Source organism: Anaerobutyricum hallii DSM 3353 (genome assembly GCF_000173975.1).
GTDB lineage: Bacteria > Bacillota > Clostridia > Lachnospirales > Lachnospiraceae > Anaerobutyricum > Anaerobutyricum hallii.
The window spans coordinates 1-14,266 of record NZ_ACEP01000021.1 but is presented as its reverse complement, the minus strand read 5'-3'; the positions used below and the strand labels follow the sequence as shown (position 1 = coordinate 14,266).

The window sequence follows — 14,266 nt, the reverse complement described above, 5'->3', positions numbered from 1 at the left end:
AGCCTGTGCTTTCTCATTCATTTTGGAGACAAAGGCATCTTCACTACCACTGATGTGTTCTGCCATAGCCACACATGTAGCGTATAGAGGTAGTAGACTTTTTAGAAATATATCCTTATATAATGCTTATGCTGAAATTAAATATTGAATATCAAAACAAGCATATATGCCTAATAAAATGAACGTATATATGCTTGTTTTGGCATTCAATAGAAGTCGCATCTCCAATCTTATACTCGTTCTCATAGGATGGAATCTAACTCAAATAAAAAGAAGTATTTCCCTATAGATACCCTGATTTTGAAATATAAATTTCATTTGGTCACTTTGAAGGTGTTGATACTATTGATTTGGTGAAAGATAAAAATTCCTTAAACATTGCAAAGGGTTTAGGATTTATAACAAATAATCGTCAAAAACACTGCTTTATTTTATCTGAACAGGGTTATATGATTCTTACCGAAAAATTATTTTTCAAACACGCTTTAGTAGCAAGTTGAGATACATAAAAAATACGAAAGGAGATTGTAATTTAATGGAAACAATATCAAGACAAGAATTTATAGACATGGTTGCAGCCAAGTCAAATAACAGGTATCCTAAGATTGACCTTTACTACATTATCCGAGATGCATTCTGGTGCTTAGAAGATATTTTAAGAGATGGTAATCGTTTTGAGGTAAAAGGTATTCTTGGCATCTATCCAGAATATATAGAGGAACGTCAGTACAATAACTTCAATAAGGGTAAGGCAACAGTTCCACCCCACTATAAACCGGTCATAAAACCATATTCAAGATTAAAAAGGGCTTGCGAGGAATTAACAGAGGAGCGGTTAGGAGAAGGTCTTAATGAAGCAGAGGAAGACTTTGATTATTCCGAAGAAGAGTAACAATAACAAAGATAATTATTTTACAGAGTGTCCAGTAATGGATGCTCTTTTATTTTGCAATGAACAGGGGACAGAAAGATGTCTATTGAGTCTATATGCAGTCGCATAACATTTTCCATAATAAATAATTAAAAATACATACAGTTTATTTTCTATAATTGATTTTTTCTATGGTGTTTCTGCCCTCTGAAAGAACAGGAGGAAATATCATGAAAAAAGAAATTGAAACAAAAATATGTAGTTGTTGTGGAAAAGAGCTTAAATTAAATAAATTTATAAAAAACAGACGATTATGTAAGGTGGGATTCCGTAAGGAATATAAAACAAGTTATCAGTCTGTCTGTAAAGATTGCAGGAATGAGAAAAGACAAAACACATTAAAAGAAAAAGGTATGAGCTTATATGATAATGGAAAACTTGTACAGATAAGAAGGGAATACAAGAAAATAAATCTCAACCGCTTCTTAAAACAGACAGAAGCTAAACTAGAATATTTAGATAGACATGAGAGATTTGTAAAATTATTATATTATGATAACACTTGGATTTCCAACTATGGACGTCCTGTAATAAAAAAGGAAGATGGAACATACGAATTTGTAAAAGGGAAGAGGAATAAAATTACACAAGAAATAGAGTATAGTTTACGGAAAAATATTTATATTAAGACGAAAAAAGCATGGGGGTACAAGCAGGAGCGTGTCAGTGCAAGTTCTCTTTTTATGATGATTATAGGAGAAGAGCATGATTTAGGTGTATTTGATACAAAAGAAGAATGCTATGAAGCATTTGAAAAAAGAAAGAAGGAGTTTATTATAAAGCTGGCTGAGAAAACAAAGAAAAAAGATAAGATACCAGAATGTCAGTATCAGGCGATGATTAACTGGGAAGTAAAGGCTAAAGAATAAAAATAGCTGTTGAAAATATGACAAAAGTGCTTTATAATAAACGGCACAAAAATAAATGTTCAGAAGTATTGATATAAATTTGAGATTATGTTATTATTAAAGTGTAATAAATGTTTAAATATTGCATATAAATATAATAGGCATCATGCCTGATATTATTGGTGTGTAATGAATAGCCATGCCATCCCTTTCTGTTGGGGAATTAAAAGATACACAGAAGTTGACCTGATTGGGGTAGGAGAACCAATCTGCTATTCGATTAATAGGCTGTGGATTTCCATAGCCTATTAGTTTTTATGGAGAAATAAATGAGTGCAAGAGAAAAGGATTTAAAAGAGCTTTTAGAATATTATGAACAGAATTTGTGTCATAAAATTTTTAAATATGAACTTAATAATAAGATAAATATAGAGGTTATTTTCTACATAGAAGGATTATGTCATTTGCTAGGAATTCAGCATGTATATGATAATGATAAGCGTTATCAGCCTCTTAGATGATTTTTATGTATTTGACGAGGAAAGTTATAAATTAACCGGAGAGCATACCGGACGAATCTTTACATTAGGTCAGAAGGCAGAAATTGTCGTTCATTCTGCCAATAAAATGGAGCGAACCATCGACTTTATATTAAAAGAATTCTCTCAGTATAGCGACTATCCAGACCCAGATGATTACTATGGAGACGGAATGCCGTCAAGAAAGAATGAGGATGCAGAAGCCGGAAAATTTGAAAATTTTGAATCTGCGGATGGAGAATATCCGGTAGAGCAGGAAGAATTTGAATTTGACGAAACAGGTGAGAGCCTTCCCGACAAAGACGGCATTCTTTTGAATGACTGGATTGACGACGAGGAAGCAGACAGGTTACTGCATTTATATAATAAAAAGAAGATTGACGAAATCTAATTCAGAATTTAAAAAAGAGAAGCAAAGAATATAATAAAAGTCTAAAAGAAAAAAGAATGAATTTAACAGGCTTAGGAATATAGCATCTATAGTGGTGATAGCCAGAATTTACGATTCATACAGTTTTATTCATATATTGAGTGAGTGGTTATCCACCGAAAAGACAGGAAAGGGGAATTGATATGGCAAAATCAGAAGGTATTAAATTAATTGCCAATAACAAAAAGGCATATCACGATTATTTTATTGATGAAAAATATGAGGCAGGCATCGCCCTTCATGGAACAGAAGTAAAATCTCTTCGCATGGGAAGATGCAGTATCAAAGAATCTTTTGTAACAATAAGCAACAAAGGGGAAATCCTCATTAACCATATGCATATCAGCCCTTACGAAAAGGGAAATATTTTTAATAAAGATCCACTTCGCGTAAGAAAGCTCCTGCTTCACAAGTCAGAGATTAATAAGCTTGCCGGTCAGATTAAGATGAAGGGATACACATTGATGCCATTAAAAGTTTATTTCAAAGGCAGCCTTGTAAAGGTAGAAATCGGTCTTGCCCGTGGTAAAAAATTATATGATAAGCGTCAGGATATTGCAAAGAAGGATGCAAAGCGAGAGGTAGAAAGAGACTTTAAAATTCGTAATTTGGGATAAAATAATTTTTTGGAAATATATTCAAAATGTACTTGAATATATATGAAAAAAATGGTACGATACTCAAGAGATACCTTTGTCAGGTGTTTATCACATAATAAGAAAAATGTAATAAGATTTTGGGGATTTTAAAAATCATACGCTCTGCTACTTACCATTGGCAGGTTACAGCGTTTAATATAGATGTATTGATTTATATTAGGGGATGCAGATGATTTCTATGCTGGATGCATTCGGAAATATAAAATAATGAAGGGAGAGAAAGAAACGTATGAAAAAACAGGTGAAGAATTTATTTGCACTTTTTCTGACTGCTTCTATGGCAGTAAGCCTGGTTCCTGCGGATGCTTTTGCAGCTGTTCATGATGCGGTAAAAGATGCCACAACTACAACAGCTTACGAAAAGGTAGAAGCAGAGAAGAAGGCAGCTCAGCCAAAGGCTGGAAGTGCAGAAGCAGCAATTCAGGAAGCACTTTACACTAACACAGATGAGGTGGATTTATCCAAGTATAATCTGACAGAGCGTAAGGCAGAAAAGCTGACAGATAAATCTTTAGGTGATGATAAGGATACAGATCTTGTAGACGTTACTTATGAAACAGATGCGAATGGTAAAGTAACTACTATGAGCGTAGAAAAAGATGATACTTATGCTTACGCACTGGAAGAGATTGAAGAGTTAGCAGCAGATGATGCAGATGAGGATGATGGATCTGGTAAGACAAAGACAGAAGTCGGACAAGCTTATAAGGACTTAATGGCTTTCTATGAATCACCAGATAATCAGGAGTATTTAGGTATTGCTACTCCTTACTTTACAAGTAAGGATTCTAAAGGTGGTCCAGTATCTTCCCTGTTATCTCTGATGCAGCAGAAGATTTATAAAGAAGGGGATCCTGAAGAGGAGAATCCGGCGAATGCTAAGGTTACATATAAAGATATGTATGATGTCATTCAGGGATATCAGACGACTCTGCAGTATGGTATTCAGCTCTTTGGACAGCAGTTACTTGCAGCAAGAGATGAAGCTTTAGCTCAGATTGATGATTCCATGACGAGAGAGCAGAAGTTACTTGTCTTAAATGACTGGCTTGGTAAGTACTGTACTTTTGATATGGGTGCTATTCAGGAAGAACAGGATAAGAAGAATGATACAGAAACAACAGAGGAAGCAATTCAGGCTATGGGAGAGACAGCAGCTGTCGCATTAGCAGATGATGGTCAGCAGCAACCTACAGAAGAGCAGATTGCATATCTGAGAAATATGTTATTAAATGGCGATCTTAAGACGGCCTTTGAAAGTACAGCCTTTGGTGCATTAGTAAGAAGAAACACTATCTGTGCTGGATATACTTCTGCATATACATATCTTGTTCAGTGTGCATTCCCGGAAATCTATAAAGAAGCGGATGGAAAGACATGGAAAAAGGCAAGCGAAGTAAATGGAACTGACAGCAGTCAGGATAAGAAAGACGATAACTCATCTTCAGAGAATAAAGGAGATACATCCGAGACAGATAAGGAAGAAAGCTCTTCAGCAGCTGAAACAGAAACACAGGCTGCAGATGGAGAAGATTCCTCAGGAGATGCTTCCAGTGAGAAAAAAGATGAAACTACAACAGAAACAAAACCAACATATATTGTTGACTTTGTAAAGATTTTCTGGCGTTCTGATGTACAGATGTTAGGTCAAAGCCAGACATTTAGAAACAGCCATTATTTTAATGCTGTTAAGACCGATAATTCTGTAGATAACTGGTATTATGTAGATTCCTGTTATAATGATATTTATGTAGAATGTATGGGACGTAACCGTGTAGAGACAGACGGTAATATGACACATTCCTACTTCTTAATTAGCCATACAAGTTTAGCAAAACAGTTTGATGGCAACTTTGATGAGATTGATACTTTATACACAGATAAGGCAACAGATACTAAGTATGAAGATGCCTGGTTTACAGATGCACAGGGACCAATCAGTTTTGATAAAGATAACTGGTATTATGTGCAGAATACAACTTCATACAGTTCTGGTATGGGTACAAGTGATCAGAAGCCAGACCAGTTAGTATCCTTGCCAAGAAAAGCAGCAGCGACAGCTACATCTGACAGTGCTACAGTTTTAGTTGATTACGAAAAAGGTACTGGAGCAGTAAAAGAAGGTGGAGATCTTCTTAAAGAAAGTGCAACAAAGGATGAAGATGTAAACGATAAGATTTATCCAGGTCTTACACATACATCTGCTTACTATGGCGGAGCATTATATCTTAATGCAGATAATCAGATTTTAAAATATGATTTAAGCACAAATGCTATTACAAAAGTAAAAGAATATAATGAAGTTACAGCAAAATCTGTTGCAGATAACATGGGAACCGGTATCAATAATAACTTTACAGGAATGACCTTTAAAGTAACAACAAAGGATGATAAAGATGCTATCCATACAGTAGAGAATCATCCAATTGCAGGTTTATCTATTGATTCTCAGGGCAACCTGAATGTAGATATTGCAACAAATTATTGTTATGTTGATAAGTATCAGACAGAGCAGACAAATTACAATAGTGGTTATATGAACTATAAGTTCCAGGGAACAACCATTAAACGTGGTGGAAGTAATGACAACCAGGAATTCATGTGGAGTGCAGATTTCGTGGAAACTCTGGATATGAAGCATGTAGCTGGTGATTCTCATGAGTATGAGACAGTAACCGTAGATCCTACTTGTGATAATGCAGGGTTCACAGAAGAACGTTGTAAGACATGTGGTGTTGTAAAAGCAGATTCTAAGAAGGAATCCGAGGCAGAAGATGCTAAGGCAACTGGACATCATTATATTCAGTACAAAGATGAAACTTATACAAAAGAAAGTGACGCAGAAGATGCTAAGAAGATTGTTGTAGATGCAATCGTATGTACAAAATGTTTGAAAGCTATTCCACGTAAGAGCAGTGGAAATAGTGGTAGCATTATGGGTGGCTCTAATGACAATAGTGATGAATTAGATATCCCAGATGGACTTAAGACTGGTCACGAATATACTGGAAAGATTACATCTTTATCTGATGATAAGAAGACAGGTAACGTAACTGTTAGTTGTGATTCCTGCGTTGGAAAAGAATTAGATTTCTTAGATGAGAAGGATGTAACATTAGAAACAAAGAAGGATGTAGAAGTAACTTCTAAGAAGGAAGCAGAAGACTGTGAAAAGGGTGGAAAGATTATCTACACAGCTAAAGTAACAGTTGGAGATAACGAGTACGAAGCTACTACTACAGAAGAAGCAGCAGCTGAAAAGCATGTTTACAAACCAGAGTTTACGTGGGCAGATGACAATACATGTACAGTAACTTACACATGTGAGAATTGTAAGATTCCAGCAACAGAAGCAGAAAAGTGTGAAGTAACATCTGAAGTAACAGAGCCAACATGTACAGAAGCTGGTAAGACAGTTTATACAGCAACAGCAACAGATAAGAATAATATAAACCATACAGATACAAAAGAAGTACCTATTGAAGCAACAGGTCATACTTATAGTGCAGATCCAACATATGAATGGTCTGAAGATTATAAGACATGTAAAGCAATCTTTACTTGTGATAAGAAAGATGATACTCAGACAGTAGAATGTACAGTAACACCTGCAACAACAGATGCAACATGTACAGAAGCTGGTAAAGTTGTTTACACAGCAACATGTACATTTAAGGGTAAAGAGTACACATGTCCAGAAAAGAAAGAGACAACAATCGCAGCAACAGGACATAAGTATGGAGAACCAACATTCAACTGGTCTGAAGATGGCAAAGAGTGTACAGCGACATTTACATGTGAGAACGATAAAACACATACAAAAGATGTAAAATGTACAGTAACTAAGGATGCAGAAAAATCAACAGATGCAACATGTACAGAAGCTGGTAAGGCTGTTTATGTAGCAACAGTAAAAGAAGATCCTAATGGAAGTGATGAGTACACAGATACAAAGGAAGTAAAGACAACAAATGCACTTGGTCATGATTATGGCGAACCAACATTTGGTGAGTGGACTGAAAAAGATGGTAAGATGACATGTGAAGCAACATTTACATGTAAAAATGATGCAAGTCATGTTGAAACAGTATCTTGTGAAGTAACATCTGAAGGAAAAGATGCAACATATACAGAAGCAGGAAGTGTAACATATACAGCAACAGCAACAGTTCCAGAAGGAACAAAGACATATATAAATCCTGTGAAGAAAGAAGTAAAAGTTGCTCAGAAAGATTCTAAAGCAAAATTTGCAAAAACTTCTTACAACCTTTACTCAACACAGTCTGGTAAAGTAAGTCTTGTTTCTGACTACAAACAGGATGGCATTGTTTCCATCAAATCTTCAAATCCATCTAAGGTATCTGTTAACACAGCTGGTGTTATTAAAGCTGGTGTTGTAAAGGGTAAAGCTGTAAAAGTAACGATTACAGCCGTTGTTAAGAGTGGCAAGACAATTAAGACAGTTGTTACAGTAGCTCCAACAAAGATTACTTTAAATGCAACATCTGTTCCATTACAGCTTAAGAAGTCTACAAGCGTAATTAAGGTTGCTAAAGCAACATTACCAGGAGATCAGATTGCTTCATGGAGTACATCTAATAAGAAGGTTGTAATTGTAAGTAAGTCTGGAAAGATTACAGCGAAGAAAGTTGGTACAGCAGTAGTAAGAATCACAATGAAGAGTGGTGCTACAGCAAAATGTAAAGTAAAAGTTCAGAAGGCAGCAGTAAAACTTACAAAGATTGCTGTTAATTCTAAGAAGGTTAACTTAAACCTTAAGAAGGGTCCTAAGACATACAAGCTTACTGCAACAAAGGCTCCAATCACTGTAGTTAATAAAGTTACATTTACAACATCTAACAAGAAGGTTGCTGTTGTAAGTAAATCTGGAAAGATTACAGCAAAGAAGGCTGGAAAAGCAGTTATTACCGTAAAATGTGCTAAGAAAGTTCAGAAAGTAACTGTTGTTGTAAAAGCAAAATAGTTAGGATATATGAGCGCTTTTAAAGTACGAATATAATAAAAAAGTGATGTTGAAATTCTTATTTCAGCATCACTTTTTAGTGTAAGGAAAGAGTTAGTCTAAGTGAAATTGTGTATTGGATTAACGTGTGGTGGAAAAATGGAAAAGAAAAATAGGTTTAGCATTTTATTAGAACGCTTGATGGGAACAGTGAATTTAAAGAATGCAACTCTAGCTGCCGAACTTCAATATGATGTATCTTACATAAGTAAGTGGATTAATGGAAAAACATTGCCATCAGAAAAAAGTGTAGCGCAGATTCTTCATGTAATCAGTGATTATATTGTGGAATCGGCGACATCGGCTGCACTAAAAACTTTATATATTGAATATCAGGTTGATGTGCCAGAAGATTTGAAGCAGGCAATCTATGATAATCTTGAGGCGGAATATTTTTACGTAAAAGGCCTGACAAAAACAATAGGAGCCGATATTGCTCCGGAAACGCAAAATTATGCAAAACTGACATTATATCAATTCCTTAAAAAAATGTCACATCCGGCATTACGTCAGGTAAAGTCGTTGAATGTAATTGCTGCGATTGATTTATTAAATATGGAGCATGATGTGCGACTTCAGATTGCACAGATAGACACGGCATCACAGATTCTTCAGAGAGATTTTCCAGAAGTACATTTTTCATTACTGATTAATTTTGACATAGGGGAGAAAGATTATATTTATGATTGTATTTTTATCATTAATATGCTGACGAACTATACGCATATTAATTTTAAGATATACAACTGTATTCATTCCTATGATAAGATTGTATTTTGTGCAAAAGATGCTTACTGTATTACGAGTATGCTTTTGGGGGGCAATTTGTGTTATCAGGTAACGATTAGTGAAGATAAAAAAATGTGTAAAACGGTTTATCAACGATTAGCAACACTTTGTACAAGAGAAGAATTAATGTTTCGAAAATGTACAATGAGGAATCTTTTGCAGGGGTCAGACTATATCTCCCAGATGTTATCTGAGAATCTTTGTTGGCTTCTTGGACATATGACAGAGCATTTCCTTCCAGAAGAATTACATAAAGAGCTGTTGGAATATCTGGATATTTCGGATGCGGAAAGAGAAAAGATGCAGAATATTCATCTTTTGGTTGAAGAAGTACTTAAGAAATCTCATGTCAGAATTTTATTATATGAAACAGCACTCAGTCAGTTTGCGATAAGTGGAGAACTTGACTTTTATAATAATAAAATTTTATTAGATACAAGACAGCGCGAACAATGTCTTTCTTATATACAAAATATTATTCATGAAGAAAATGCGATGGAGCTGCGAATCATACATGGGCATTTTGTGATGGATTTTCAATTCAACGCCAATCCAAGCTTGTTTTTATCAAATAACTTGTGTTATTTAAGATTAGATTCGAAAAACATACAAAATAACGTGACATTGCTTAATATAAATATAGCGAAAAAAATGTTTCGTTGTTTTTTTGAGGAAATATGGAGTCATTCGGAAGAAGATGTAGTTATTTCTGATTGGAGAAAGATAGAAAGTATACTAAAACATATGAAACAGTCAGTGGCACTTCTTAAAAAAGTAGATAAAGAAATTTAAAGTGTGAAAAACGTGATTTTATTTAATCACGTTTTTCGTTTTTTTGCCATTTTTATCACTCGATATCTTTCATAAAGTATGGTACCCTTAAATACGATAAAGTGTAAGAAAAATACTATTTGATAAGGAGAATATATAAAATGGAAAAAAATCATAAAGTAGAACTTATTGGAAGACCAAGTATTGACCGCCCTTGGATGAAGTATTATCCAGAAAGTATTTCAAGGTTACAAGTTCCAGAGCTGTCTTTGAATGAGTATTTAAAAGCGAACTGTCCAGGTATGGATATGGTAGCAATGCATTATTATGGAAGAGATGTTTCCTGGGAACGCTTCTTCGTGAAGGTAGATATGGTAGCAAAATCTATGAGTGCCATGGGAATCAAAGAGGGAGATCAGATTCCTGTATTTTACCGTTCTGTTCCTGAATTTATTGTGTTGCTTTTAGCAGCAGAGAAGATAGGTGCATCTTTAGTTTGCCGTGATAATACATTACAGGAGAACGTTGATGCAGTAAAGGAAGCTGGCGCTAAGATTATTTTTGTACATGACTTCCTTCCAAAGGCAGAGGTTGAGGAATATAAAAAGCAGGCAGGGGTAGAAACGATTATTTCATTAAGCCCTTACCATGCAGCTGAAAAAGATAAGATGCCAGAACATATCATTCATGAAATTGATTCTTTCTATACAGATGGAATTCTTTCCGGGGACGGAGTTATGACATGGGAAGAATTTTTAGAAAAAGGAAAGAATTATACAGGAAAGGTTGAGGTTGAGAAAGATGTTAATCGTCCGCTTTTCCGTGCTTATACAAGTGGATCAACAGGAACTTCTAAGCAGGTTATCCATTCTGCATACACAATGATTGGTATTATCGCTCAGATGTCTTTTTATGGTTCTGCTGGAGACTTCCGTCCAACATGGTTACTTACGAATCTGCCACCTTGTCTTATTGCAGTGGTGGTTTCCATGATTTTAGTACCATTATGCTCTAATAAGTTATTAATTTTAGATCCGTTCTGTAATGTGAACGATCTCGATTTAGAGATGATGAGATATCGTCCAAACTGCTGGCCTTTAATCCCTATGTTTATTGAGCTTCTTATGAGAAGTGACAGAATTCCAGAAGATTATGATATGTCCCATCTTTTTGCAGCAGGTGTTGGTTGTGAAGCATTCAATAATGGACAGATTCGTCGTGCACAGGAATTCTTAAAAGCACATAATTGTAAGGCAGTACTTTCAATTGGATATGGACAGAGCGAGGCAGGTTCTAATTGTACTCTTCCATGTTTAGAGCATCCGATTGGTAATGGAAACAGTGGAATTCCAATGCCATTAACAGTAATGAGTATTTTTGAGCCAGGTACACATAAAGAAGTTGGTTATAATAAGCTCGGAGAGATTTGTAAGACAGGTCTTGGAAATATGCTTGGTTATGATAGAGAGGAAGCAACGGAAAAGGCTCTTCAGAAGCATGAAGATGGTAATATATGGTTGCATACAGGAGACATTGGATATATGACAGAGGATGGTATTGTGTTTGCACTTACCAGAGGAGATGTCCGCAGAGTTGGTGGAGGTCGACTGATTGATCTTAATATGGAGAACAAGATTATCGATGCCGAAATTGATGGAATCATTGATGCATTCTTTGTTGTAGATGAAGATTTTGAGAATAAAGGATATTTCCTTCCATATTTATATGTTGTATTAGAGGATGGCTATACAATTGATGATATTCGTGAAGATGTGGCAGATGCCCTTGAGGATTTTGAGTACCCAGCACAGATTATTCAGCTTCCAGAAAGACCATTCTTCCATTATAAGACAAACCGTGTTGGATTAAAAGCACAGCTTCGCGCAACAACAAACTAGAGCATGTTTAAAAACAGAATAATTAGATAGATTTTGTAGAAAAAAGACAGTCTTTGAAAGTAAAAGTCAAAGGCTGTCTTTTTTTGATTTTTTTGCCTTTTCTTATAATCATAAATTTTGCATATTTGAATAATTAGTATTATGGGAACTAGTCAGGTTGCGAAGATGGTCGAAAAAGATGGCTGTTTTTGGAGAAAAGAAAGTAAGGAGAGTGCAAAATGTGGAAAAAGTCAAAAAGGATTTTATTGTGTATCCTTGCACTAATGTTGTTGTTGTCAATGGCAAAAAGTGAGCAGCTTTTCGTACAGGCAGATATGGAATCTACCGAGAAGGTGCAGACAAAGGATGTAAAAAATAGAAGCCAAAGACAGGAAGAAAACTCGGATGAAAAAGGACAGGAAGAAAGTACAGATAAGAAAGAAGAAGCATCAACGAAAGCTACACAAAAAACAGAAGAGACAATAAAAGAAGATAAAAAGAATCTGGAAGCTACTACACAAAAAGAGAAGGATGCGTCAAAAAATGATGAGGCAAAAGAGGAAACAGAAGAAAAAACGGAGGAATATAAAAGGGAAGAAGAGAATACAGAAAGAAAAACAGATGAGAATAAAGCGGCGGAAGAGGTATCTGCAGAATAGAACAAATATGGTCTCGGAGGGATTTTATGATTATAGAGATAATAAAGGGCATCAGTGTTCCCTTTTGGGGACGACATTAGGTGCTTTTTGTGTATTTTTCTTAAAAAATGAACTAAGCAAAGGAATGCAGAAAGCGTTAATGGGATTTGCAGCAGGGGTGATGGTGGCAGCTTCTATCTGGAGTCTTCTTCTTCCAGCACTTGAACAAGTGGATTCGATTGGTGTGTGGAAGTTCCTTCCTGCAGCAAGTGGATTCTGGATTGGAATTTTATTTTTGATGGCAATCGACCATTTCGCACCGTCAGAATGTATTGATGGAAAATGTAAAAATAAGCTACTGTTGGCAGTGACTATCCACAATATTCCAGAAGGAATGGCAGTTGGTGTTATTTATGCAGGACTGTTAAGTGGAGCAGAGCATATTACGGTAATGGGAGCATTTTCTCTTGCATTAGGAATCGTTATTCAAAACTTTCCAGAAGGAGCGATTATTTCCCTGCCGCTTCGTGCAGAAGGAATATCCCAAAAGAGAGCCTTCATTTATGGTGTACTTTCCGGGGCAGTAGAACCAGTGGCGGCTATTCTTACCGTCTGGGCCGCAAGCCTAATTGTTCCGCTTCTGCCATACTTTTTAAGCTTTGCAGCAGGGGCAATGTTCTATGTTGTAGTAGAAGAACTAGTTCCGAAAATGTCTGTTGGAAAGTCTGTCAATGTCGGATTTTTCATGTTTTCAGTAGGGTTTACTTTGATGATGATTTTAGATGTTGCACTTGCCTGACTCCTTGTGTTAAAATGCACGCAGTAATTACTATCAGATATACGGTCTAGAGTATGTTTGAAAAATATTTCTTGTAAGATATATGTCATAGTTTGTGAGAGAATTTATCCTTCCTTTTTAGGAACGCCCCTTGGAGCAATGATCTACGTTGTCGTAGAAGAACTTATCCCGGAAATGTCTGTCGGAAAACACAGCAATATTGGAACTATATTTTTTTCCCTTGGATTTACAGTAATGTTAACACTTGATGTTGTTTTGGGAACGTCAGCTCTGCCCAGTGAATAAAATAGTAAATTATGCTTGATTTTTTGCCCTAAATAGCGTACTATATTGGTAAATTTATACACGGGGAGCTTGCAGAAGCAGGCTGAGAGTAAGCTAAAGTGCTTAGACCCATAACCTGATTTGGATAATGCCAACGTAGGGATAGCGTAGATACATTCGCATATATACCGAGATTGGTGTATATGCGTTTTTCTTTTTAGAGTTTAAAAGAAATTCTATTTTCAAAGTTTAAGAAGGATATAAAGCTAGTCATTTAAAGAAAATGGCATGGAATACATATATTTTTCTTTTTTATCGTTTATTATCCATATCTGTATGGAATATATTCTTAATTAATTTTCCGTTTATGAAATGTATAGCTATTTAAAGAACTATGAATTTTATTTGTACAGCGAGTCAAGTTTGTAAAGAAAAGCAGATTTATTTTGGATAGTTATCACAGAGAATGTTTGAAAAATCTCATTTCTACAGTCCGATATTTTAGCTTGCGGTATATTTGGCAGAAAGATTTTTAAAACATGTCTTGAAAATATATATAAAAAAAGAAGGAGCTAAAAATGTTAAAGAAGTGTTTTGATAATGTAAGAGAAAAGCATCCACTGGTACATAATATTACAAACTATGTAACAGTAAATGATGTGGCAAATATTCTTCTTACCTGTGGTGGAAGTCCGATC

General features: G+C 35.4%; 12 protein-coding genes, 1 pseudogene and 1 riboswitch. Of the genes and pseudogenes, 12 read left to right on the top strand and 1 reads right to left on the bottom strand.

Annotation, left to right across the window (positions count from 1 at the left end):
- Positions 1 to 72: hypothetical protein (locus tag EUBHAL_RS17140; RefSeq protein ID WP_005343945.1), on the bottom strand; the 72-nt coding region annotated here is incomplete at its 3' end.
- Positions 73 to 535: 463 nt separating this feature from the next.
- Here EUBHAL_RS17140 and EUBHAL_RS01435 point away from each other — a divergent pair.
- The 12 genes and pseudogenes from EUBHAL_RS01435 to EUBHAL_RS16630 form a co-directional block, all read left to right on the top strand.
- Positions 536 to 892, top strand: coding sequence for an HU family DNA-binding protein (locus EUBHAL_RS01435; RefSeq protein WP_005343943.1), 357 nt, complete (start codon positions 536 to 538; stop codon positions 890 to 892).
- Between the two features lie 209 nt (positions 893 to 1,101).
- The gene (locus tag EUBHAL_RS01430; RefSeq protein WP_044921403.1) at positions 1,102 to 1,800 is read left to right on the top strand and encodes a hypothetical protein; all 699 of its coding nucleotides are present in this window, start codon (positions 1,102 to 1,104) and stop codon (positions 1,798 to 1,800) included.
- A gap of 308 nt (positions 1,801 to 2,108) precedes the next feature.
- On the top strand, positions 2,109 to 2,300 hold the full coding sequence (locus tag EUBHAL_RS01425; protein WP_005343937.1) for a hypothetical protein: 192 nt from the start codon (positions 2,109 to 2,111) through the stop codon (positions 2,298 to 2,300).
- Positions 2,266 to 2,709, top strand: coding sequence for a S1 domain-containing protein (locus EUBHAL_RS01420; protein WP_044921401.1), 444 nt, complete (start codon positions 2,266 to 2,268; stop codon positions 2,707 to 2,709). The genes EUBHAL_RS01425 and EUBHAL_RS01420 overlap by 35 nt, the downstream gene beginning before the upstream one ends.
- A gap of 182 nt (positions 2,710 to 2,891) precedes the next feature.
- Positions 2,892 to 3,365, top strand: a complete 474-nt coding sequence (gene smpB / locus EUBHAL_RS01415; protein ID WP_044921399.1) for an SsrA-binding protein SmpB — start codon at positions 2,892 to 2,894, stop codon at positions 3,363 to 3,365.
- Between the two features lie 271 nt (positions 3,366 to 3,636).
- Positions 3,637 to 8,391, top strand: coding sequence for an Ig-like domain-containing protein (locus EUBHAL_RS14600; RefSeq protein WP_005343925.1), 4,755 nt, complete (start codon positions 3,637 to 3,639; stop codon positions 8,389 to 8,391).
- 138 nt (positions 8,392 to 8,529) lie between these two features.
- Positions 8,530 to 10,011, top strand: coding sequence for a helix-turn-helix domain-containing protein (locus EUBHAL_RS01405; protein ID WP_005343922.1), 1,482 nt, complete (start codon positions 8,530 to 8,532; stop codon positions 10,009 to 10,011).
- A 140-nt stretch (positions 10,012 to 10,151) separates the two neighbouring features.
- Positions 10,152 to 11,888, top strand: coding sequence for a class I adenylate-forming enzyme family protein (locus tag EUBHAL_RS01400; RefSeq protein ID WP_005343921.1), 1,737 nt, complete (start codon positions 10,152 to 10,154; stop codon positions 11,886 to 11,888).
- Positions 11,889 to 12,106: 218 nt separating this feature from the next.
- Complete coding sequence (locus tag EUBHAL_RS01395; RefSeq protein ID WP_044921395.1) at positions 12,107 to 12,526, top strand: hypothetical protein; 420 nt, start codon at positions 12,107 to 12,109, stop codon at positions 12,524 to 12,526.
- Positions 12,527 to 12,552: 26 nt separating this feature from the next.
- A pseudogene (locus EUBHAL_RS01390) lies at positions 12,553 to 13,304 on the top strand (ZIP family metal transporter).
- Positions 13,305 to 13,361: 57 nt separating this feature from the next.
- Positions 13,362 to 13,589, top strand: coding sequence for a ZIP family metal transporter (locus EUBHAL_RS15595; protein WP_135960877.1), 228 nt, complete (start codon positions 13,362 to 13,364; stop codon positions 13,587 to 13,589).
- 51 nt (positions 13,590 to 13,640) lie between these two features.
- A riboswitch (TPP riboswitch) is annotated at positions 13,641 to 13,749 on the top strand.
- 397 nt (positions 13,750 to 14,146) lie between these two features.
- Positions 14,147 to 14,266, top strand: a 120-nt coding sequence (locus tag EUBHAL_RS16630) for a hydroxyethylthiazole kinase (RefSeq protein ID WP_005343909.1), incomplete at its 3' end; no start/stop codon positions are given.

What these genes read in the sequence shown, in the direction of transcription:
- EUBHAL_RS01435 (WP_005343943.1), top strand. Translation starts at nt 536, where the DNA reads ATGGAAACAATATCAAGACAAGAATTTATAGACATGGTTGCAGCCAAG.
- EUBHAL_RS01430 (WP_044921403.1), top strand. Translation starts at nt 1,102, where the DNA reads ATGAAAAAAGAAATTGAAACAAAAATATGTAGTTGTTGTGGAAAAGAG.
- EUBHAL_RS01425 (WP_005343937.1), top strand. Translation starts at nt 2,109, where the DNA reads ATGAGTGCAAGAGAAAAGGATTTAAAAGAGCTTTTAGAATATTATGAA.
- EUBHAL_RS01420 (WP_044921401.1), top strand. Translation starts at nt 2,266, where the DNA reads ATGATAATGATAAGCGTTATCAGCCTCTTAGATGATTTTTATGTATTT.
- smpB (WP_044921399.1), top strand. Translation starts at nt 2,892, where the DNA reads ATGGCAAAATCAGAAGGTATTAAATTAATTGCCAATAACAAAAAGGCA.
- EUBHAL_RS14600 (WP_005343925.1), top strand. Translation starts at nt 3,637, where the DNA reads ATGAAAAAACAGGTGAAGAATTTATTTGCACTTTTTCTGACTGCTTCT.
- EUBHAL_RS01405 (WP_005343922.1), top strand. Translation starts at nt 8,530, where the DNA reads ATGGAAAAGAAAAATAGGTTTAGCATTTTATTAGAACGCTTGATGGGA.
- EUBHAL_RS01400 (WP_005343921.1), top strand. Translation starts at nt 10,152, where the DNA reads ATGGAAAAAAATCATAAAGTAGAACTTATTGGAAGACCAAGTATTGAC.
- EUBHAL_RS01395 (WP_044921395.1), top strand. Translation starts at nt 12,107, where the DNA reads ATGTGGAAAAAGTCAAAAAGGATTTTATTGTGTATCCTTGCACTAATG.